This window comes from Streptomyces sp. NPDC091972 (assembly GCF_044756385.1).
GTDB lineage: Bacteria > Actinomycetota > Actinomycetes > Streptomycetales > Streptomycetaceae > Streptomyces.
Map to the genome: position 1 here is coordinate 307,848 of NZ_JBIVSV010000009.1, position 21,337 is coordinate 329,184.

The following is a 21,337-nucleotide window of genomic DNA, read 5'->3' on the forward strand; positions in this document are numbered from 1 at the left end:
GTGGCGGGCTCATGCAGAATGCGCAGCAGCGGAGGGGAACCGCTGTTCACGCACACGACCATGCTGACGACCGCAGTGGGGGAAACATGCCGCGCTCCAAGCCGCTGCCCGCGGAACTCGACCCCAGCGCACGGCAGTTGGTGGCCCGCTTACGCCGGCTGAAGGACCACAGCGAACTGACGATGCGACAGCTCGCGGCCAAGACCGGGTACAGCGCGAAGTCTTGGGAGCGGTATCTGGGCGGTACCTCGCTGCCGCCGCGGGAGGCGGTGGAGGCGTTGGCCCGGATCACCGGCACCGACGTCGTCCCGCTGCTCGCGCTGCACGAGATCGCGGTCGACGCCCGGGGCGATCGCCGGACGCGGGGAAGGCCCGCCGCGCAGGGCCAGGACGAGCAGCGGAGAGTGGAGGCGGAGGGCGGCGAGACGGGGCAGGGCGAGGCGACTGGGCGTGACGGGACGGGGCAGGACGAGGCGGGGCGTGGAGAGCAAGGGCAGGGCGGGCAGCGCGATCGGGAGCACGAGTCGCAGGCCGCCGGGTCGACGACCCCGCGTCCCGGGCCAGAAGCCGCAGCCGCACCAGCCGTAGGAGTGCCGCCCCGGGCCCCGCAAGCTGCCCCCGGTCGGCTCCCGCACATCGCGCTCACCGCAGGCGTCGCCGCCTTGGCCGTAGCCCTGTCCGCGGTGCTCCTGCTGATGCTGCGCCTTGACGACGACGCCGGGCGGGCCGCGGTCACCGCTTCGCCCCGCACCGGCGCGGCCTCCCCGCCGCCCTCCTACACGTGCCGCATCGCACGGGTCGAGGGCCGCTGGTCGGCGGGCATCAACAACGGCCGCAACACCGAGATCGTCTACGGCGCTACCGGCGCCGACGTCGCCGAGGCGCAGTGTCTGCTGCGGCGGGCAGGCATCTCACCGGGCGGCATCGACGGCATGTTCGGCCCGCTGACCCTGCGGGCGGTGAAGACGTTCCAGGAACGTGCCGGTCTCACCGTCGACGGCATGCTGGGGCCGCGCTCGTGGAAGGCCCTGCGCGGATGACACCCGGGGCACCCTCACCGCCGGGGGCCCGACTGGCCGCCGTACTCCAGGAGTTGCGGCAGCGCACCGGACTGAGTCTCGCGCAGCTCGCGCACGCGACCACCTACAGCAAGTCGTCCTGGGAGCGCTACCTCAACGGCAAGAGCCTGCCGTCGCGCAGCGCGGTCAAAGAGCTGTGCCGTCTCGCCGACGAACCCGCGCACCACGCGCTGGCACTCCTGGACATCGCCCGCACGGACCGGACGGAGGACAGCGGGCCGGGACTTGGGGAAGCGGTGCGACAGGGCACGGCAGGCGGGGCGGACACCCCGGCCCCTGCCCCGTCGGAGCACGCCGACGGCGAGGGGGCCCCGCGAGACACGGTCGACGACCTGGTTTCAGGTCCGAGTGCGACGGCCCCGGGCGGTACGGACCACGCGCTCGTCCGCCCAACGGGCCACCGGCGCGCGAACGTTGTCACCGGTCTCCTGTCGGTCTGTGCCGTCGCCCTCGGTGTGCTCGTGCTCATCCACCTTCCTCCCACGCACCGCGATGAGCCGGCTCCGACCCCCACGCCCTCCGCGGCCACCGGGGCGCTCTGCCGGCACACGGCCTGTGAGAACAGGGACCCGATCGAGACGCGCTGCGCTGCCGAACCCCTGACCCTCGCCGAGCACGAGACCGCCACCGGTGCCTGGATCCAGCTCCGCTACAGCCAGGAATGCGGGACGAGCTGGGCTCGGATGTGGGGTGCCGTCGTGAAGGACCGCGTCGAGATGCGGGTGGGAGGCCGGCACGGTTCACTCCGGAGCGCCGAGGTCACCACTCCCGAAGAGGCGGACACCTACGTCCACACCCTCATGAGCGTGATCGGCCCCGACACACCCGTGCAAGCCTGCTTCAGCTCTGGAGCAGGTGGTGAGAGGGAGTGCTTCGAGGCTGAGTCCTCGCCGTCGGGCGGGGACGGGTCGTAGCACCTGCGGCGTCGTCGACGCTCAGTACGTACCACTGTCTCGGCGACGCGCCACGCAGGTACAGATGCCGGCCTCGCCCGACGGGGCGCGCGTACCGCTTGAGCGGTGTCCCGTTCGGGAGGGTGAGGCGGGCTTCCTCGACCACCAGGGCCACGTCCTCTGTCAGGCGGCAGTGGTGCAAGCGGTCCGGTTCTCGGCCGCCGCCCAACATCGTGATCTGTTGTCCGTGCACGGCCATGCCCCGGGGAGCGACTACGGGGGTTCTCCGCAGGCGAGTCTCACCGTTGGCCCGGACCTCCAGCAGATGGAACGTGGGGTAGTAGCTGGCCCACGCGACACCGTCGCCGACGTTCAAGGCGTAGACCGTATCGATGTGTTGCACGCCCTCGGGAGACGTGTACCCCCATTGGTGGTTGCCGCCGCTGTCCCAGCGGACCAGGCCGGCGGCGCTGATCGGGTCGCTGTAGACGCCTTCGTCGAAGTAGGCGCTCCAGACATGGTGCCGTCGGTCTGCCATCAGGTACTCGACGGCACTCCCCATCGCGAAACTGCGGCGAGGTCGCCCGTCCGTTCCGTAGATCTGCGCGTTCCGCCCCCCTTCGGCGCTGTGGCCCTGCACGACGAACCGGCCGTTGGGCAGCGCGTCGAGACGGTTCACCCGCAAACACAGAGACCGCAGGATCTGCTCGCGGACCGTGCCGCCGCTGTCGATGACCAAGAGTGCGTCGTACGGACAGCGACGGGGTTGGGGGCGGGGCCTGCCGTACGGGCTCGGGCGAAGTTCCGCGTCGCGGGAGATCAGCCAGAGTGCTCGACCCCACGCGTCCACGGTGGTCGCCAGAACCTTCTGGTGGTCGTACTGCCGAGGCAACAGTGCGTGAGGACGCAGTGTCACCTTGTTCAAGAGATCACCTCACGGGCGAACGAACATGACCTGCTGATGATCGCATCCTCCGGAGCCCTCCCGAAGGCGTCGACGACTCTCTCGCTGGGCCCCCGCAACCCCGAGTGACTCCCGTCTCACCTGGTCGGTAGCTCTTGGCTATGCAACTCGTTGCATAGAAAGATCGCGGCATGGCGCTCGAGCACGCGATTCTTGTCTCCCTGCTGGAGAAGCCGGGGTCCGGCTATGAGCTGGCCCGGCGGTTCGAGCGGTCCATCGGGTACTTCTGGACCGCCACGCACCAGCAGATCTACCGCGTTCTGAGGCGCATGGAGAGCGATGGCCTGCTCGCCGTCCGTGAGATGCCGCAGCAGAACCGGCCGGACAAGAAGGAGTACTCCGTCGTGGGCCCCGGCCGCGCCGCCCTCTCCGAGTGGCTGCACGAAGCGATCGAACCCGAGAGCATGCGGCACGACCTCGCCGTGAAGATCCGGGGTGCGGCCTTCGACGACCCGTCCGTGCTGGTGCGTGAGGTCGAACGGCACCGTCAGGTGCACAGCGACCGGCTCGCGCACTATCTGGCGGGGGAGGAGCGCGACTTCACCGGACCCGCGGCCCCCGCGCCGCTCGACGCCGGTCAGGAACTGCAGCACGTCGTGCTGCGCGGCGGCATCGCGTACGAGCGGATGACGATCGCCTGGCTCGACGACGTCCTCGCCACCCTCCGGCGGCTCAGTACGTCACAGCCGCACGCCTGAACCGCCGGGCCGACGCCCGCAATCGGTGACCTCAGCACCGGCCCCTCACCCTCAACCCTCGGAAGGCGGACCCTCATGGCCGACTCCCTCCTGTTCAACCCGCGCACCTACGACCCCGCGCACTTCGATCCCGAGACCCGCAGGCTGCTGCGGGCCACCGTGGACTGGTTCGAGGACCGCGGCAAGCGCAGGCTCATCGAGGACTACCGTTCCCGCGCCTGGCTGGGCGACTTCCTCGCGTTCGCGGCCAAGGAAAGGCTGTTCGCCACCTTCCTCACCCCCTCGTCCGCCGGGGAACTCGACGACCAGCGCTGGGACACCGCCCGGATCGCGGCCCTCAACGAGATCCTCGGCTTCTACGGTCTCGACTACTGGTACGCGTGGCAGGTGACCATCCTCGGTCTCGGGCCGGTGTGGCAGAGCGACAACGCCGCCGCCCGCGCCCGTGCGGCACAACTCCTGTCCCAGGGCGAGGTGTTCGCCTTCGGCCTCTCCGAGAAGGCCCACGGCGCGGACATCTACTCCACCGACATGCTGCTGACTCCGGACGGTGACGGCGGCTTCCGGGCGAGGGGTTCCAAGTACTACATCGGCAACGGCAACGCGGCCGGACTCGTCTCGGTATTCGGCCGGCGCACCGACGTCGAGGGCCCGGACGGCTACGTGTTCTTCGCCGCCGACAGCCGCCACCCGGCGTACCACCTCGTGAAGAACGTCGTCGACTCCTCCAAGTACGTCAGCGAGTTCCGCCTCGAGGACTACCCCGTGGGCCCCGACGACGTCCTGCACACGGGCCGCGCCGCCTTCGACGCCGCTCTCAACACCGTCAACGTCGGCAAGTTCAACCTCTGCACCGCCTCCATCGGCATCTGCGAGCACGCGATGTACGAGGCGGTTACCCACGCGCACCAGCGCATCCTGTACGGCCGCCCCGTCACCGCCTTCCCGCATGTGCGCCGGGAGTTGACCGACGCGTACGTCCGCCTCGTCGGCATGAAGCTGTTCAGCGACCGGGCCGTCGACTACTTCCGCTCGGCCTCCGCGGAGGATCGCCGTTATCTGCTGTTCAACCCGATGACGAAGATGAAGGTGACCACGGAGGGCGAGAAGGTCATCGACCTCATGTGGGACGTGATCGCCGCCAAGGGCTTCGAGAAGGACAACTACTTCGCGCAGGCCGCCGTCGAGATCCGGGGGCTGCCCAAGCTCGAGGGCACCGTGCACGTCAACCTCGCGCTGATCCTGAAGTTCATGCGCAACCACCTCCTGGACCCGGCCGAGTTCCCGGCCGTGCCCACCCGCCTCGACGCGGCCGACGACACGTTCCTCTTCGAGCAGGGGCCGGCCCGCGGTCTGGGCTCCGTGCGCTTCCACGACTGGCGCCCCGCCTACGACGCATACGCGGGCGTACCGAACGTCGCCCGCTTCCGGGAGCAGGCGGATGCCCTGTGCGAGTTCGTCACCACGGCGGCCCCCGACGAGGAGCAGAGCCGCGACCTCGATCTGCTGCTCGCCGTCGGCCAGTTGTTCGCGCTGGTGGTGCACGGTCAGCTCATCCTCGAACAGGCCCGTCTGACGGATCTCGACGAGGACGTGCTCGACGAGCTGTTCGCCGTCCTCGTCCGCGACTTCTCCGCCTACGCCGTCGAGCTGCACGGCAAGGACTCCGCCACCGCGGACCAGCAGCGCTGGGCACTCGGAGCCGTCCGGCGCCCCGTAGTCGACGAAGCGCGTTCGGGCCGCGTCTGGCAGCGTGTGGAGGCGCTGTCCGGGACGTACGAGATGGCACCGTGAGGGCCTGGACGAGGGGCCCGTCGACCCACGGCGGCCGTGGCTTCGGGGAGTCGTGACGTCCGTAACGTGGTCTTCCGGGCGACGCGCGGAGGGCCACGGTACGTGGGGGTGGCGTCGGCGGGCGCTGGCCGAGAGACGGACGCAAGGGGCCGGCGCCGGCTCAACCGAGCGGGTTAGCGGTGTCGCGCAGGGTGGTCAGGGTCGGGCCGTACATGCGCGACTTGATGGTGCCGAGGGTGTCACCGGCCTTGTTCACCTGTGCCTGGGCGATCTCGATCGCGGTGGAGCGTACGGCGTCCACGTCGGTCGCCCGGTCGACGATGCCGGCGGCCGCGGCGTCGGTGCCGCCGTAGCGCCGGGCGGTGACCATGGCCTCGTGCGCGGTCTGCGGGGTCAGCCGGGACTGGATGAGCGCGGCCATGCCGGGGGTGAAGGGGATGTGGATGTCCGCTTCGGGCAGGCACCAGTAGCCGCGGTCCGCGCGCATGACCCGGACGTCGTGGGCGAGGGAGAACATCGCGCCGGCGGCGAAGGTGTGCCCCTGAAGGGCGGCAACCGTGACGACCGGCAGGGACAGCAGCCGCGCGAACAGCTCGTGGACGGAGACGACGTAGTCCCGGCGCTGGTCGGCGTGGGCGGACAGCCAGTCCAGGTCGAGCCCGTTGGAGTAGAACTTGCCGGTGGCGGTGGTGACCAGGGCACGGGGCCCGTCGGACTTCTCGACCTCGTCGAGCGCCGCCCCGACGGCGGTGATCCAGTCGGGGTGGAAGCGGTTCTCACCGTCTCCGAGGTCGAGGACGAAGATGTTGTCCTGACGGTCGAGCGAGGGCATGGCGGCTCCTTCGGGCGGCACGCGGTGAAAACCGGCGGGTGGTGCACCGAGCGGAGGCCGCCCCGGCGAGGCGTGCTCCGCCCAATGACTTACCGGTCGGTAACTTATGGGGTGCGGCCCGGTACCCGCAAGAGGCTGCGCCGCGCCCGTGCCCTCAGCTGACACCGTACGGCGGTGGCGGCTCGCCCTCCGTCGTCACCTCGAAGGTGTTGAGGAAGTCGCAGATCAGCTGGTAGAAGCCGACGGTGACGACGAGGTCGGCGAGCTGGTGCACCGTGAGGAACGCCAGGAGCTCCTTGCGCGCGCCGTCGTCGAGGCAGTGCCGGTCGAGCAGGCGGTCGGTGGCCGCGAGGACGGCTGCCTCGGACGCGGAGAGCCCCTCGGCGGCACCGGTCGCGGCGGCGGCGATCGCCTCCTCGCCGAGCCCGACGAGACGGGCGATGTTTTCGTGATGGTGGACCTCGTACGCCGCCCCGTAGACCTGGCCGACCCGGACGATGGCGAGTTCGCGCAAGGCATCCGGCAACGAGTTCCGCTGCAGGATCGCGTCCCCCAGCGCCAGCACGCCGGGTGCCAGCGCGGGGGTGTGCATCAGCATCCGGAAGACGTTCAGCGAACCGCGAGCGGTCACGTCCTCCCGCAGCTGCGCGGGTAGTGCGGAAAGGTCCGGGTACTCCATGTCGACTCCGTTCGCCTGGCGATGGACTGCACAGACGGCATCCCCGCACAGCCCGCGTCGAACACCGCTGAGCCCGGGGTGACGGCTGCCGCTGTGGCTTCGGTGAGCAGCCTTGCGCTTCCGCGCCGGTGCCGGCCAGCTGTCGGTACGTACCGTGGGCGTGCGACTAGTAACTGTCGTACCGGGGCTTGCCGTTGGGCCGGTAGACGCCGACGACGGTGCCGTTCCTGGTCGTCGAGACGCTGACCGGCTCCAGCGAGGTGGGGATCGCTCCGTCGGCGAACAGCCGCTTGCCGGTGCCGATGATCACCGGATGGATGGTCAGCCGGTACTCGTCGACCAGGTCGTGCCGCATGAGGGTCTGGGCGAGGTCGCCGCTGCCGACGACGTTGATGTCCCCGCCCTCGGACGTCTTGAGCGCGCGTACCGCATCGGCGACATCGCCCTCCAGCAGTGTGGAGTTCTGCCACTCCACGGACGTCAGGGTCCGAGACGCGACGTACTTGTGCATGCTGTTCATCCGCTCCGTGAACGGGTTGCCGGGATCGGCGGTGGGCCAGTACGACGCGAAGATCTCGTACGTCTTGCGGCCGAGCAGCATCGCGTCGGCGGGCTCGTACCAGCCGGCGATCGCCGCGCCCACCTCGTCGTCCGTCACCGGCTTCTGCCAGCCGCCGTGCTCGAACCCGCTCTGAGTGTCCTCGTCCGGCCCGCCCGGTGCCTGCATGACGCCGTCCAGTGTCAGGAACGTACAGACAATGATCTTGCGCATGGTGCGCTCCCTTCGTCGGAGGGTAGACGGCACGACCGCCGAGAACTCATCGGAGGGGCGGGAGGGCGAAGCAGGGGCAGCGGTGACCTGGGAGTCGTACGGGAGGCCGGTGCCCCGCGCCCGCGTGAGCCGGGCGAGATGGGCGTCCAGGGGTTGAACGGCTCCGGGCAAGGGTTCCCGGAGGTTCCACCAGTGGATCGCCGCGATCTCCTCATTGGCGCGGAAAGCCCGTATACGGGAGGTGCGGCCCGCGAACAGAGCCGCGTACTCGGCTCGACGGTCCGGGGCGAGAACGAAGCGCGCGTAACCGACGAGCCGCAACGGCCCGTCGGACACCTGCCCGCTCTCCTCCAGCAATTCGCGACCGGCCGCCTGCCGAGGGGACTCCCCGGCCTCGACGCACCCACCAGGCAGTTCCCAGTGCCGACGCCGGCGATCGAAGGCCATGAGGACGCGGTCGTGGTGCCACAGGGCGGCCGGCGACGCCGGCAGGGGCGCGTCGTGTGGTGGCGCTTCCTCCGGCCCGCGGACGAACGTGACCAGGGCGTTGCCGCGGCTGTCGACCGCGAGTGGCAAACTTCCGGAGTCGGACACCTCGGTGTGCTTTCCGGCCCACTGCCCGGACAGTCCCGGTCGCGACCGAGCCCGGCCGTGGGCATGCGGGGCGGCGGTCACGGAGCCGCCCGCCGGTCGACGCCGCCCGCGCAGACGACGGGCATCCGCCTCCCGCTCCCGGAGGCAGGGCCGCGTGGCGTCACCCGCTGAAGGCTGCTGAGGCGTCAAGGCCCCTGCGGTCTCCACAACTTGCACGGATTCCGGTGTCCGAGGGGTTGCCCAATCACTACGGTCAACATTTAAATCAAGACGTGAACTAAGTGGCGCAACAAGTTCGTTGCACGTTGGACAACTTTGCGCACCCGCACGACCACCACAGCACGGCCTTTCGTGACCATCCTTCATCCACCCCCAGGGGAACATGGCATGGGCCTCAGATCTCTCGGTGTCGCGCTCGCCAGTACGGCGGCGCTGATCACTCTTCCTGTTGTCGCACCACCGCCTGCGGTCGCGGCCGACGCAAATCTGTCCCAGGGCAGGACAGCCGCGTCCTCGTCGACGGAGAACGCCGGAACGCCCGCGGCCGCCGCGGTCGACGGCGACATGGGCACCCGCTGGTCCTCGGCCGCGACCGACGACCAGTGGGTCCAGGTCGACCTGGGGGCCACGGCCTCCATCAACCAGGTCGTCCTCAACTGGGAAGCGGCCTACGCCGCGGACTACAAGATCCAGGTCTCGCCGGACGGCGGTTCCTGGACCGACGTCCGGACCGTCACCGGCGGGGACGGCGGCACCGACACCCTCACCGTCTCGGGCCAGGGCCGCTACGTCCGCATGCAGGGCGTCCACCGGGCCACCCCGTGGGGTTACTCGCTGTGGGAGTTCCAGGTGTTCGGGACTCCCGGCGCGACTCAGGCCGCCTGCTCGACCACCAACTCGGCGCAGGGCAAGACCGCTTCGGCGTCCTCGACGGAGAACGCCGGCACCCCGGCGTCCGCCGCGGTCGACGGCAACGACTCCACCCGCTGGTCCAGCCAGGCCGCCGACCCGCAGTGGCTGCGCGTCGACCTGGGCTCGTCCCAGGACATCTGCAAGATCGACCTGAACTGGGAAGCCGCCTACGGCAAGGACTTCCAGCTCCAGGCCTCCGCCGACGGCCAGAACTGGAACACCCTCAAGACCGTCACCGGCGCGACGGGCGGCCGCGCCTCCTACGACGTGAGCGGCACGGGCCGCTACGTCCGCGTCCTCGGCACGGCCCGCGGCACTGCCTACGGCTACTCGCTCTGGGAGTTCGCCGTCCACACCACGTCCGGCGGCACCGGTGGCCCGATCCAGGGCGGCGGGGACCTGGGCCCGAACGTGATCGTCGTCGACCCCTCCACGCCCAACCTTCAGCAGAAGTTCGACCAGGTCTTCACCCAGCAGGAGTCGGCGCAGTTCGGCTCCGGGCGCTACCAGTTTCTCCTCAAGCCGGGCACCTACAACGGCATCAACGCCCAACTCGGCTTCTACACCTCGATCTCAGGGCTCGGGCTGAACCCCGACGACACCCAGATCAACGGTGACATCACCGTGGACGCGGGCTGGTTCAACGGCAACGCCACCCAGAACTTCTGGCGCTCGGCGGAGAACCTGGCGATCACTCCGTCCAACGGCACCGACCGCTGGGCGGTGGCACAGGCCGCGCCGTTCCGTCGCATCCACGTCAAGGGCGGCCTCAACCTGGCACCCAACGGCTACGGTTGGGCCTCCGGCGGATACATCGCCGACTCCAAGATCGACGGCACCGTCGGCCCGTACTCCCAGCAGCAGTGGTACACCCGGGACAGCTCCGTCGGCGGCTGGACCAACGGCGTGTGGAACATGACGTTCTCCGGGGTCCAGGGCGCACCCGCGACCAACTTCGACACCGGCCCGTACACCACCCTCGACACGACGCCGATCTCCCGCGAGAAGCCGTTCCTCTACCTCGACGGCAACGACTACAAGGTGTTCGTGCCCGCCAAGCGCACCAACGCCCGGGGTGTGTCCTGGCCGGCCAACGCGGGGACCTCGCTCCCGCTCAGCCAGTTCTACGTGGTCAAGCCGGGCGCGACGGCCGCCACCATCAACCAGGCGCTGGCCCAGGGGCTCAACCTGCTGTTCACCCCCGGTGTCTACCACCTCGACCAGACGATCAACGTCACCCGTTCCAACACCGTGGTGCTCGGACTGGGCCTGGCCACGATCGTGCCCGACGGGGGCATCGACGCCATGCACGTCGCGGACGTCGACGGGGTCCGGCTCGCCGGATTCCTGATCGACGCCGGCGCGAGCCGCTCCGACACCCTGCTCCAGATCGGGCCGGCCGGCGCGGCAGCGGACCATTCCGCCAACCCGACCACCATGCAGGACGTGTTCATCCGCATCGGCGGCGCGGGCCCGGGCCTCGCGACCAACTCCGTCGTGGTCAACAGTGACGACGTCGTCGTCGACCACACGTGGATCTGGCGCGCCGACCACGGCCAGGGCGTCGGCTGGGAGACCAACCGGGCCGACTACGGACTCGTGGTGAACGGCGACGACGTCCTCACCACCGGCCTGTTCGTGGAGCACTTCAACAAGTACGACGTGCTCTGGAACGGCGAACGCGGGCGCACGATCTTCTTCCAGAACGAGAAGGCCTACGACGCGCCGAACGCCGCCGCGATCTCCCACGACGGCATCGTCGGCTACGCGGCCTACAAGGTCGCCGACACGGTGAACGTCCACGAGGCATGGGGCCTGGGCAGCTACTGCAACTACACCTCGGACCCCTCCATCGTGCAGCACCACGGCTTCCAGGTCCCCGTCAAGGCCGGCATCAAGCTGCACAGCATCCAGGTGATCTCGCTGGGCGGCAAGGGACAGTACGCCCACGTCGTCAACGACACCGGCGCACCCACCTCCGGCACCGACACCATCCCGTCCAAGATCACCCAGTTCCCGTGACCGGCGGCCGGTGACCCGGCCCGCCACTGACGAGAACACCGAACCCGACGTGCTGCGGGCCGCGACTGCGGCCCGCAGCATTGTCCTTTCCCGCTGTGTCACCGGCGAGGACGTCAGGGCGGTCGCCGCCACTCGTCCTGTCGGTCTGCGTCAGGTACGGGTCCAGCGCTGGTTGCTTCCACCCGAGCAGGCGTAGAGCTGGAGCAGGGTGCCGTTGGCGGTGCCGGCCCCGACGGCGTCGAGGCAGAGGCCGGACTGGACGCCGACGATGGAACCGTCGGAGTTGAGGCGCCACTTCTGGTTGTCACCGCCCCAGCAGCTGTAGATCTGGACCTTGGTGCCGTTGCCGGTCCCGGCGGCGTCCAGGCACTTGTTGCCGTAGACCCTGAGCTCGCCGGCGCTGGTGGACTCCCACTGCTGGTTGGTGCCGGTGTTGCAGTCCCACAGCTGGAGCTGGGTGCCGTCGGTGGTGCTGGAGTTCGGCACGTCCAGGCAGCGGCCCGAGCCGACGCCCTTGATCTGTCCGCCGCCGGTGGGGGGCGTGGAGGTGCCGCCGTTGAGCGCGTTGAGGACCGCGGTGTAGGCGGGCTTCTTGCTGCCGTCGTTGTTGAACAGCAGCGGGGTGTCGCCCGACCGCCAGGAGTCCATGTCGCGCACGCCCCAGACGGTGATGCCGAGGCAGCGCGAGACGGCCAGGCAGTCGTTGGTAACGGCGGCGTAGGTCGAGGCCGAGGCGCCCTGGATGTCGAGCTCGGTGACGGCCACGTCGACGCCGAGGGCGGCGAAACTCTGCAGCGTGGTGCGGAAGTTGCTGTTGTAGGGGCTGCCGCTGTTGAAGTGCGACTGGAAGCCGACGCAGTCGATCGGCACACCGCGCTGCTTGAAGTCGCGGACCATGTTGTACACGCCCTGGGTCTTGGCCCAGGTCCAGTTCTCGATGTTGTAGTCGTTGTAGCAGAGCTTGGCAGCCGGGTCGGCGGCGCGCGCGGTGCGGAAGGCGACCTCGATCCAGTCGTTGCCCGTGCGCTGCAGGTTGGAGTCGCGTCGGCCGCCCGAACTGCCGTCGGCGAACGCCTCGTTCACGACGTCCCACTGGGCGATCTTGCCCTTGTAGTGGCTCATCACGCCGTTGATGTGGTCGATCATCGCCTGGCGCAGGGTGCTGCCGCTGAGGCTCTGCATCCAGCCGGGCTGCTGGGAGTGCCAGGCCAGGGTGTGTCCGCGGACCTGCTTGCCGTTCTGCACGGCCCAGTTGTAGACGCGGTCCCCGGAGGTGAAGTTGAACTGGCCCCGCTGCGGTTCGGTGGCGTCGATCTTCATCTCGTTCTCGGCCGTCACCGAGTTGAACTCACGTGCCGCGATCGAGGTGTAGGCCGAGTCGCCCAGTCTGCCCGAGGCGATGGCGGTGCCGAAGTAGCGGCCGCTCTGTGCCGCCGCGGCGCCGAGCGTGCTTTCGGCAGCGTGTGCGGGGGGAGGTGCGAGCAGTGCGGCGACTGTGCTGAGGACGCCGATGAGCAGCGCCAGAAGCAGAGTGTGCTTCCGGCGGACACCGTGTCCGGGTAGGGCAGTCAGACCCATGGCTGTGCCTCCAAAAGTAGACATCACGGAATGACTGGTGCGCAGGGGAAGGCGTTCGGCGTGCGTGTGATGTGAGTGCAGGGCCAACGCGGTTCGAAATATCGATACTTGGTCGATCCTCGGATTCGGAACATTGATGCATTGACGGTGGATCGTCAATACGTGGCACAGAGAAAGTTTCACCTTTCTCTTCGAAACATTCGAAGCACGGTTGGAATGGGCGTGAAACCTCCGGCGCCACTGCTGAGAGGTGGGCCGAGGCTCAAGGCGCGACCACGGCAAGAGGGCCCATGAAGCTCGTTCACCCTTCCGTCCCTGTTCAGAGGGCTTGCCGTGGAGCTTCGGGTCGCACCGCACTCCGTGCGGTCCTGCTCGGCGTGACAGCTCGTCCCACCCGGCAGGGAGGGCCTGTTTGCAGACAGAACGGCCGCAGACCTTGACCGAGGGACCCCTTATTCCTAGCTTGTGGCGTCGAAGGATCTGGCGAACACATCGAATGTTTCGATCGATCCATGCATCCGCGGCACGGTGCTGTGCGGTGCCGACGCCACCTCGCCCCGCCCCCAAGGAGGCCCCCAGATGCGTTTACGCCACCCGTCCACGGTCCCCCTCAGACGCCTGCTCGCCGTCCTCGCGCCGTTGCTGCTGGTGGCGACCTTCCTCGGAGCCCAGCCCGCCGCCGCGGCGACGGTCGACCCCAACGCCTCGTACGTGCTGGTCAACCGCAACAGCGGCAAGGCCCTGGACGTCTACAACTTGGCGACCGGTGACGGCGCCCGCATCACCCAGTGGACCAGGAACGATCAGGCCCAGCAGCAGTGGCAGTTCGTCGACTCCGGCGGCGGCTACTTCCGCATCAAGTCCCGCCACTCGGGCAAGGTGCTGGACGTCTACAACTGGTCCACCGCGAACGGTGGCTCGATCGTCCAGTGGACCGATCTGAACGCCACCAACCAGCAGTGGCGGCTGGCGGACAGCTCGGACGGCTATGTGCGGTTGATATCGCGCCACAGCAACAGGGCCCTCGAAGTGCAGGGTGCCTCCACCGCCGACAACGCGAACATCGTCCAGTACGACGACTGGGGCGGCACCAACCAGCAGTGGCAGCTCGTCAAGGTCGGCGGCGACACCCCCGGTGGGTGCGACCTGCCGTCGTCGTACCGCTGGACATCGACGGGCGCGCTGGCACAGCCCAAGTCCGGGTGGGTCTCCCTCAAGGACTTCACCGTCGTCCCGTACAACGGCAAACAACTCGTCTACGCGACGACCCACGACACGGGGACCAGCTGGGGTTCGATGAACTTCACCCCCTTCACCAACTGGTCGGACATGGCCTCGGCCGGCCAGAACACGATGTCGTCCTCCACCGTCGCGCCCACGCTCTTCTACTTCGCGCCGAAGAACATCTGGGTGCTCGCCTACCAGTGGGGCGGGACCGCGTTCTCCTACCGGACGTCGAGCGACCCCACCAACCCGAACGGCTGGTCCTCCCCTCAGGTGCTCTTCTCCGGGAGCATCTCCGGCTCCGGAACCGGTCCCATCGACCAGACGCTCATCGGCGACGGGACGAACATGTACCTGTTCTTCGCCGGTGACAACGGGAAGATCTACCGGGCCAGCATGCCGATCGGGAACTTCCCGGGCAGCTTCGGCTCGACCTCCACCGTGGTCATGAGCGACACGACGAACAACCTCTTCGAAGCCCCGCAGGTCTACAAGTTGCAGGGCCAGAACCGCTACCTCATGATCGTCGAGGCGATCGGCTCCCAGGGCCGCTACTTCCGCTCGTTCACGGCCACCAGCCTGAACGGTTCATGGACGCCCCAGGCGGCGACCGAGAGCAATCCCTTCGCCGGCAAGGCCAACAGCGGTGCCACCTGGACCAACGACATCAGCCACGGCGAACTGATCCGCACCAGCGCCGACCAGACCATGACGGTCGATCCCTGCAACCTCCAGTTGCTCTACCAGGGGCGCAGCCCCAACTCGGGCGGTGACTACGGCCTCCTGCCCTACCGTCCGGGGCTGCTGACACTGCAGCGCTGACAGCACGACACAGGCCGGCTCCCGTTGGGAGCCGACCCGGGCGGGCTCGGCGGCAGGCCGAGCCCGCCCGCGTCAGTCACCGGCATCGGCGGAGTCCAGGGCCGCCGCGCGAAGGGCGGCTGCCACACGGACACTCGGTTCGGTCATCGGCTGGGGGAGCCGGGCCAGGAGCAGGCGCCGTTGTTCCTGGGGGCCGCCGCGGACGGGCAGGACACGGACGCCCGGTGGCGCGGCGGCGGCGAGAGCCGCGGGCACCGTGGTCAGTCCGCAGCCGGCGGCGACCAGGTGCAGCTTGGCGAGCCAGTCGCGGGCGGTGTGCGCGATCTCGGGCCGCTCGTCCAGGCCCGGCCACACGCCCATCAGCTTGTCCTCTCCCGCGGAGGAACCGGCGATCCATCGCTGCCCGCGCAGGTCGGCCGCGTCGACGTGGTCCCCGCGGGCCAGAGGATGGGAGGCGGGCACCGCAAGGCAAAGGGCGCGTTCGGTGAGTGTCAGCAGCACGAGCGCGGGCGACTCGGCGTCCGGCGGCCGGAACGGCGGTGCCGAGGCGAGCAGGGCCAGATCGAGGCTGCCCGCCCGCAGCGCGCGGACCAGTGCCGGGGTGCTGCCCTCCCGGCCGACGACGTTCAGGTCCGGGTCCGTGCGGCGCAGTGCGGACAGGGCGCGGGGCACCAGGACGGCACCCGCGCTGGGGAACCACCCCAGGCGGACCGTCCCGGCCTGCCCGGGCAGCCCGGACAGCTCGCGGGCGGTCGCGTCGATCTCGTCGAGCACGGTCGTCGCGCGGCGCATGACGACTCGGCCGGCCGGGGTGAGCCGTACGCCGTCACGCCGCCGCTCCAGCAGTTCGGCGCCCGCGACCCGTTCGAGCGCGGCGATCTGGCGGGACACCGCGGACTGGGTGTACCCCAGGGACGCGGCCGCCGCCGTGAAGGTCCCCTGCTCGGCGACGGCGCGGAAAACGCGCAGCGCGGTGAGTGACACGTCTGTGAAGTCCATGACGATTACGCATGCTAGCCGTGCGTGACTTTCGTTGGACTCATGGACTCGGGCTTCCTAGCGTGGCAGACATGAACACATTCCGCATCGCCCTCGTCACGGGCGCCAACCAAGGACTCGGTCGTGCCCTGGTCGAGGGACTGGCGGCCCGCATGAGCCCGGACGACCTGGTCCTGCTGACCGGGCGCAGTCACCGGCGGGTGGCCGAGGCCGCCGACGAGGTGGTCCGCCTCCCGGGTACCCGCGCCCGCGTCGAGGGCAGGGTCCTGGACGTCACCGACATCGGCGCCATCGCCGGCCTCGCCGAAGAGCTCCGGGCCGCGCACGGCGGAGTCGACGTCGTCATCTCCAACGCGGTGGCCCGCGTACTGCCCGACGAGTCGCAGGCCGAGCGGGCGGACGAGTTCATCGACGTGTCCAACACGGCCACGCACGCGGTCCTGCGTTCCTTCGGCCCCGTCCTTCGCCCGGGCGGCCGGCTCCTCGTGGTGGCCAGCAGTCTGGGCACCCTCGGCCATCTCGACCCCCGCCTGCGCCACCTGTTCGACGGCGCGAGCCTCGACGAGGTCGAGCGCGCCGTCGAGTCCTGGCGCAGTGCCGTCCACCACGGGACCGCGCAGGAGGCGGGCTGGCCGGTGTGGCTGAACGTGCCCTCGAAAGTGGCTCAGGTCGCCGCCGTACGCGCCGTCGCCGCCGCACGCCGCGAGGGCGACCTCGCCACCGGCACGCTGGTCGCGTCCGTGTGCCCCGGCATGGTCGACACCGCCACCTCGCGCCCGTGGTTCAGCGACTACAGCCACGCGCAGTCACCGGCCAGGGCCGCCGGGGCCGTGCTCGACCTGATCTTCGCCGAGGGCGCCGACCCGGCCCTGTACGGCCAATTGATCCGCTTCGGGAAGGCCCTGAACTGGTACGACGGCACACCTCCGGTGGAGCAGGACCGGCTCCTCACACCCTGAACGCGCCCGATGGGCACCCCATCGCGCACGGGCGCGAGGAAGGGGAGGACGGTCAGGGGTGGTGCGGTGGAAAAGCAGTTGTCCGCGGAGGGGCTTCCCTGAACGATCCGGGTGTGACCACGTTGTTCCTCACGGTCGGCCTGCCGGGGGCCGGCAAGACCACGAGAGCCCGGCAGCTGGCCGAGGAGCACCATGCGCTCCGACTCACGCCTGACGAGTGGATGATTGCGCTGTTCGGCGAGCCGGAGGCGGGCGGGAAGCGTGCCGTCCTGGAAGGACGGTTCCTCTCGCTCGCCCTGGAGGCGCTGCGGCTGGGGACCGACGTGATCCTCGACTTCGGATGTTGGTCGCGTGACGAGAGGTCCGCGATCCGCTGGCTGGCGAGGTCCGCGGGGGCGTCCTGTCGGATTGTCTACGTGCCGGTGGATGTCGAGACACAGCGAGCAAGGATCGCCCACCGCCAGTCGACGACCCCGGATCAGACCTTTCTGATGAGTGAGGCGGACCTCGTGCGCTGGAGGGCGCTGTTCGATGAACCGGACGCCGAGGAACTCGACGGACGGGGGATGGACGACCCGCCCGAGGGTTCCCGGAGTTGGCCCGAGTGGGCCACCGACCGGTGGCCCTCCCTTGTGGTCTGACGTTCGGTCAAGTTCCCGGCAGCAGCACGAGGAGTTCGTACCGCGGCCGGGTCAGTGCCAGTCGCTGATCTTCATGTCCCGCGGATCGGGGGCGCCTTCCCCGGTCTCCAGGAGCTGCTTGAGACTCAGCAGGAAGGTGGCCCACTTGGTGCTGCAGTGGTGCATGAACTCGACCGGCTCCCGCCAGCCCTCGTGCTTGAACAGCACGATCGTGTAGTCACCGTCCTGACGGAGGTCCCACTGCACGCTGGTGCCGATCCATTCCTGCGGTCCGTCCACGACGTCCCAGCGCACGTGCCGCCCCGGATCGAGCTCGACGACCTTCATGTCGAAGCCGCCCGGCCCGAACCGGAACTCGATCACGCCACCGACGCCGGTCTCGCCGGACGTCTTCTCGGTCCACCAGCCGGACAGGCCGTCCAGGGTGGTCAGCGCGTCGTACACCTGCCGCGGCGAGGCGTGCTCGACGCCGATGCGGTGAAGTATGTCTGCCATCTCCGTGTTCCTCTCTACTGCTTCTTGCCGGTCTCGTTCTCCGTGTCCTTGCCGCGCTGGACCGTCTCGGCGATGCGCTTGATGCGCTGGAGACGGGAGTCCCAGGCGGCACCGACATCGGCGAGTTGGGCGACGGCACGGGCGAGCTGGGCCTGATCGACGCGGAACTGCTTCTCGCGGCCGGCGGTGGTGCCGTGCACCAGCCCGACCCGGTCCAGGACGAGGAGGTGCTTGGCCACCGCCTGACGGGTCACAGGCAGTCGTTCGCTGAGGCTGGTCGCCGTCCCGCTGCCCTCGCTGAGCAGCAGGTCGAGCATCCGGCGCCGGGTCGGGTCGCCGACCGCCGACCAGAGGTCGTCGTCCACTGTCACGCCCGGCCCCCGGTTCCGACCTTCTCGGCGTACGCCGGCAGCCGCGGCAGGTAGAAGTCCCAGCCGGTGGTGTGCTCGGCGTACCTGGCGGCGACCTTCGCCTCGTCCCAGCCGCGCTCGCGGAACCCGCTCTCGGTCATCCGCAGGAGCGTCCCCGTCCCCGCGGGCTCGATCTCGAAGACGACCAGGTTCGAGTTGCCGGGGGCGGCCGATTCCCCTTCCTCATGGGTCCACCGGAAGGAGAAGAGTCGCGGCGGCACCGCGTCGACGACCGTGAACTGCACCCAGGTGCCGCCCTGCGAGCAGTCCCCGAATCCGATCCGCCCCGCTCCTCCGGGCGTCACGGGGAACTCCGCCTCGTCCGGCCACCACTCGCGCAGGTGCTCGGGACTGCTCACCACCTCGAAGACGACCTCGGGTGAGGCGTCGATGTGGATCTCCCGCTCGATCGTTCCGTACTCCATGCTCGCCTGCCTTCTGCAACGTTTGGTTGCACATCAATCTAGCCGACCGGTCGGATGATGTGCAACCTTCAGTTGCGTTGTCGTGCGATCCGGTTCCGTGGTACTGGGGCCACCCTCAGCGGAGGGCGTCAGCAGTTCAGGTCAAGGAACTCAGCGTCGCCCGCTCGGCTTGGCCCGGCCGGGATCCGAGTACTCCTGGTCGGCGTCGGCGTCGGCGTCGTAGCAGTCGGCATCGGGCATCGGTGCCTCACTCGCTCGGGTACGAGGTCAGCACGTCGACGGAGTCGGCGTCAGCGGGTCCGGTCGGGACAAAGTCTCGGACAGCGGTAGCCCGTCCCGTGCGGCAACGATCCGCCGGGCCCGCAGCCCGGCCCGTGTGCGCGGGCGGTACTTGGGCTCCTTGCCGCATCCGCAGGCCGATCGCCCTTCGTAGCGCATACCTTCACGCAACACCGCAGTCACCACGGACCACCCGCGGACGTCGCGCCTGGGCGGGGGAGCGAAGTCATGACCAGCGCAGATGAGTGGCTGAGCGCAGTTCGGGCACTTGTGCTCCCGCTGGGGGCGAGGATGCTGCTTGAAGCTGACGCGGCACGAGACACACGCGTAGTGCAGCTTGTAGTAGGTCATGGCGTAGAAGCACACCAGGTCACCGTACTGAGCGGTTTGTGCGGCGGACCACCCATTTCGGCGGCCTGAGGTCCGCCACCCAGAGGTTGTCTCAGAAGCGAACGCAACCTTCCATGAGATCCGAACGTATCGACAAGCGGCACGACTGCACGCCTCGAATCTCGGACAACTCCCTGCAGAGACTCGCGACTTCGTGGACCCTCTATGACCGTGACCGGAAATCTGAGCGAGACAACGCCGGGCAGTGAGGTCAGGGCGCTGCTTCGGGTTCTGGACGGACAGCGGCGTCACGTCCTCGGCATCCTCGACGGGCTCGACGCGAAGGATCTGCGACGGTCCGTGCTGCCTTCCGGGTGGCACTGCCTGGGGCTGGTCCGGCACCTGGCGCTGGATGTGGAGCGGTTCTGGTTCCGCGCGGTCGTGGCCGGGGACGAGGAGGTCATTCGCGGGCTGACCAGCGGTGACGAGGCGTGGAGGGTGGCGCCGGACGTGTCGGCAGACGAGGTGCTCGACCTCTACCGTCGGGAGGCGGAACTCGCCGACGCCGTCATCGCCGCCACCCCCGTCGACGCCCCCTCGGCCTGGTGGCCCCACGACCTGTTCGGTGAACCGCACCTGCACACCCTGCGAGACGTCCTGCTCCACGTCATCACCGAGTCCGCGTGCCACGCCGGCCACCTCGACGCGGCGCGAGAACTGATCGACGGCCGCCGCTGGCTGGTGCTGACCTGACTCTCCCGGTGCAACGCCCTGTCGTGTGCGGGCGTTCGTGACGCGGCACCACGCGATCCGTCGCTCCTGCCGCCAGTGCTGCCGGGCTGCCGTGAAAGCGCGGGCCCCTCGATAAGATCAAAGGCATGGCCCTGACTCTCAGCGACGTAGACCGGTTCGAAGCGGCCAGGCCGCGGCTGGAGGCGATCGCCTACCGCATGCTCGGCTCGTCGAGTGAGGCGCAGGACATCGTGCAGGAGACCTACCTGCGCTGGCAGGCTGCCGACGTCGCACGCATCGAGGTGCCGGAAGCCTGGCTGACCAAGGTGCTCACCAACCTGTGCCTCAACCAGCTTTCGTCGGGCCGTGCGCGCCGCGAGACCTACGTCGGTCAGTGGCTGCCCGAACCGCTGCTCGAAGGGGACCCGATGCTGGGCCCGGCGGAGACGGCCGAGCAGCGCGAGTCGGTGTCCTACGCCGTGATGGTCCTGCTGGAGCGGCTCTCGCCGAACGAGCGCGCGGTGTACGTGCTGCGTGAGGCGTTCGCGTACTCCCACCGGGAGATCGCCGGGATGCTGGATCTCACCGAGGCGGCCAGTCAGCAGATCTTCCACCGTGCGAAGAAGCATGTGGCACAGGGCAGGGCGCGGGCGGAGATCGACGAGGCGGCCGCGCGCCGGATCGTCGAGGAGTTCCTCGCCGCGGCGACCAGCGGTGAGACCGAACCGCTGATCAAGCTGCTCACCTCGGACGCCATCGTGGTCGGAGACGGCGGCGGGAAGGTGCCGGCCCGGGCCAGTGCCGTACAGGGCGCACTCGCGGTGGCCAAGTTCCTGCGCGGGCTGTTCAAGCCGGCCCCGGCCAAGCGGGACCTGGTCGGCGGTTCGCCCGATCTCTACGCCACCACGGCCAACGGCGGCCCCGCGATCGTCGCGGTGGTCGACGGGCGGGTCTTCGGCGTCATGTGCCTGGAGCGGACGGACGAAGGCGTTGTCGCGGTGCGCAGCCAGGTCAACCCGGACAAGCTGGAGCGCGCGACACAGCGATGGGCGGCGGGCGATTTCGGCCCTCCGGTCGTGACCGGAGCCCTCTGACCCGTCATGTGACGCAGGTCACTCTCCACTTCTGTCAGGAATCCACGGGCTGCCCGGTTCAAGGGGCGTGACCGGGCCAGAAGGCACCGGACCCGTGCGGACAGGAGTAA

The 21,337-nt window shown here is 69.3% G+C and carries 19 protein-coding genes and 1 pseudogene; 10 read left to right on the forward strand and 10 right to left on the reverse strand.

What is annotated here, in order from left to right; all coding sequences use genetic code 11:
- The first annotated feature begins 86 nt into the window (after positions 1 to 86).
- Together ACIQJT_RS26835 and ACIQJT_RS26840 are read left to right on the forward strand one after the other, a co-directional pair.
- On the forward strand, positions 87 to 1,040 hold the full coding sequence (locus ACIQJT_RS26835; RefSeq protein WP_402647628.1) for a peptidoglycan-binding protein: 954 nt from the start codon (positions 87 to 89) through the stop codon (positions 1,038 to 1,040).
- Positions 1,037 to 1,993, forward strand: a complete 957-nt coding sequence (locus ACIQJT_RS26840; protein ID WP_402647631.1) for a helix-turn-helix domain-containing protein — start codon at positions 1,037 to 1,039, stop codon at positions 1,991 to 1,993. Before ACIQJT_RS26835 ends, ACIQJT_RS26840 begins: the two co-directional genes overlap by 4 nt.
- Here ACIQJT_RS26840 and ACIQJT_RS26845 read toward each other — a convergent pair.
- Positions 1,920 to 2,711 carry a hypothetical protein gene (locus ACIQJT_RS26845; RefSeq protein ID WP_402647634.1) on the reverse strand — a complete coding sequence of 264 codons (792 nt, stop codon included), beginning with the start codon at positions 2,709 to 2,711 and terminating at the stop codon, positions 1,920 to 1,922. The genes ACIQJT_RS26840 and ACIQJT_RS26845 overlap by 74 nt on opposite strands.
- A 356-nt stretch (positions 2,712 to 3,067) precedes the next feature.
- Between ACIQJT_RS26845 and ACIQJT_RS26850 the strand changes: the two genes are divergently transcribed.
- Both ACIQJT_RS26850 and ACIQJT_RS26855 read left to right on the forward strand, forming a co-directional pair.
- Positions 3,068 to 3,634 carry a PadR family transcriptional regulator gene (locus ACIQJT_RS26850; protein WP_365464295.1) on the forward strand — a complete coding sequence of 189 codons (567 nt, stop codon included), beginning with the start codon at positions 3,068 to 3,070 and terminating at the stop codon, positions 3,632 to 3,634.
- Positions 3,635 to 3,709: 75 nt separating this feature from the next.
- Complete coding sequence (locus ACIQJT_RS26855; RefSeq protein WP_402647636.1) at positions 3,710 to 5,428, forward strand: acyl-CoA dehydrogenase family protein; 1,719 nt, start codon at positions 3,710 to 3,712, stop codon at positions 5,426 to 5,428.
- Between the two features lie 160 nt (positions 5,429 to 5,588).
- On the opposite strand, the gene ACIQJT_RS26860 is transcribed toward ACIQJT_RS26855, so the two are convergent.
- From ACIQJT_RS26860 to ACIQJT_RS26875, 4 genes and pseudogenes are all read right to left on the reverse strand, one after another.
- Positions 5,589 to 6,260: an enoyl-CoA hydratase-related protein gene (locus tag ACIQJT_RS26860; RefSeq protein WP_402647639.1), complete on the reverse strand. Its 672-nt coding sequence runs from the start codon at positions 6,258 to 6,260 to the stop codon at positions 5,589 to 5,591.
- Between the two features lie 154 nt (positions 6,261 to 6,414).
- Positions 6,415 to 6,939, reverse strand: coding sequence for a carboxymuconolactone decarboxylase family protein (locus ACIQJT_RS26865; protein ID WP_402647642.1), 525 nt, complete (start codon positions 6,937 to 6,939; stop codon positions 6,415 to 6,417).
- 166 nt (positions 6,940 to 7,105) lie between these two features.
- Positions 7,106 to 7,711: a dihydrofolate reductase family protein gene (locus ACIQJT_RS26870; RefSeq protein WP_402647725.1), complete on the reverse strand. Its 606-nt coding sequence runs from the start codon at positions 7,709 to 7,711 to the stop codon at positions 7,106 to 7,108.
- 153 nt (positions 7,712 to 7,864) lie between these two features.
- A pseudogene (locus tag ACIQJT_RS26875) lies at positions 7,865 to 8,689 on the reverse strand (NUDIX hydrolase); the annotation flags it as partial.
- Positions 8,690 to 8,692: 3 nt separating this feature from the next.
- Here ACIQJT_RS26875 and ACIQJT_RS26880 point away from each other — a divergent pair.
- Entirely contained in the window at positions 8,693 to 11,239 is a 2,547-nt protein-coding gene (locus ACIQJT_RS26880; protein ID WP_365464307.1) for a discoidin domain-containing protein, read from the forward strand.
- A 150-nt stretch (positions 11,240 to 11,389) separates the two neighbouring features.
- On the opposite strand, the gene ACIQJT_RS26885 is transcribed toward ACIQJT_RS26880, so the two are convergent.
- On the reverse strand, positions 11,390 to 12,817 hold the full coding sequence (locus tag ACIQJT_RS26885) for an endo-1,4-beta-xylanase (RefSeq protein WP_365464310.1): 1,428 nt from the start codon (positions 12,815 to 12,817) through the stop codon (positions 11,390 to 11,392).
- Positions 12,818 to 13,396: 579 nt separating this feature from the next.
- Here ACIQJT_RS26885 and ACIQJT_RS26890 point away from each other — a divergent pair.
- The gene (locus ACIQJT_RS26890; protein ID WP_402647646.1) at positions 13,397 to 14,863 is read left to right on the forward strand and encodes a non-reducing end alpha-L-arabinofuranosidase family hydrolase; all 1,467 of its coding nucleotides are present in this window, start codon (positions 13,397 to 13,399) and stop codon (positions 14,861 to 14,863) included.
- A gap of 72 nt (positions 14,864 to 14,935) precedes the next feature.
- Here ACIQJT_RS26890 and ACIQJT_RS26895 read toward each other — a convergent pair whose 3' ends face one another.
- Complete coding sequence (locus ACIQJT_RS26895) at positions 14,936 to 15,862, reverse strand: LysR family transcriptional regulator (protein WP_402647649.1); 927 nt, start codon at positions 15,860 to 15,862, stop codon at positions 14,936 to 14,938.
- Positions 15,863 to 15,933: 71 nt separating this feature from the next.
- On the opposite strand from ACIQJT_RS26895, the gene ACIQJT_RS26900 reads away from it, so the two are divergent.
- Complete coding sequence (locus ACIQJT_RS26900) at positions 15,934 to 16,821, forward strand: SDR family NAD(P)-dependent oxidoreductase (RefSeq protein ID WP_365464319.1); 888 nt, start codon at positions 15,934 to 15,936, stop codon at positions 16,819 to 16,821.
- A 113-nt stretch (positions 16,822 to 16,934) separates the two neighbouring features.
- The gene (locus ACIQJT_RS26905; protein ID WP_402647653.1) at positions 16,935 to 17,462 is read left to right on the forward strand and encodes an AAA family ATPase; all 528 of its coding nucleotides are present in this window, start codon (positions 16,935 to 16,937) and stop codon (positions 17,460 to 17,462) included.
- Between the two features lie 51 nt (positions 17,463 to 17,513).
- Here the strand turns inward: ACIQJT_RS26905 and ACIQJT_RS26910 are convergent, their stop codons facing one another.
- Genes ACIQJT_RS26910 through ACIQJT_RS26920 form a run of 3 tightly spaced genes read right to left on the reverse strand, consistent with a single transcriptional unit; the run spans position 17,514 to position 18,792 of the window.
- A complete protein-coding gene (locus ACIQJT_RS26910) occupies positions 17,514 to 17,957 on the reverse strand; it encodes an SRPBCC domain-containing protein (RefSeq protein WP_365464326.1) in 444 nt (147 codons plus the stop codon).
- A 14-nt stretch (positions 17,958 to 17,971) separates the two neighbouring features.
- The gene (locus tag ACIQJT_RS26915; RefSeq protein WP_365464329.1) at positions 17,972 to 18,328 is read right to left on the reverse strand and encodes a winged helix-turn-helix domain-containing protein; all 357 of its coding nucleotides are present in this window, start codon (positions 18,326 to 18,328) and stop codon (positions 17,972 to 17,974) included.
- Entirely contained in the window at positions 18,325 to 18,792 is a 468-nt protein-coding gene (locus ACIQJT_RS26920) for an SRPBCC domain-containing protein (RefSeq protein ID WP_365464332.1), read from the reverse strand. The genes ACIQJT_RS26915 and ACIQJT_RS26920 overlap by 4 nt, the downstream gene beginning before the upstream one ends.
- A gap of 834 nt (positions 18,793 to 19,626) precedes the next feature.
- On the opposite strand from ACIQJT_RS26920, the gene ACIQJT_RS26925 reads away from it, so the two are divergent.
- The gene (locus tag ACIQJT_RS26925; RefSeq protein ID WP_402647658.1) at positions 19,627 to 20,154 is read left to right on the forward strand and encodes a DinB family protein; all 528 of its coding nucleotides are present in this window, start codon (positions 19,627 to 19,629) and stop codon (positions 20,152 to 20,154) included.
- A gap of 125 nt (positions 20,155 to 20,279) precedes the next feature.
- Positions 20,280 to 21,227 carry an RNA polymerase sigma factor SigJ gene (sigJ, locus tag ACIQJT_RS26930; RefSeq protein ID WP_365464339.1) on the forward strand — a complete coding sequence of 316 codons (948 nt, stop codon included), beginning with the start codon at positions 20,280 to 20,282 and terminating at the stop codon, positions 21,225 to 21,227.
- Positions 21,228 to 21,337 lie beyond the last annotated feature (110 nt).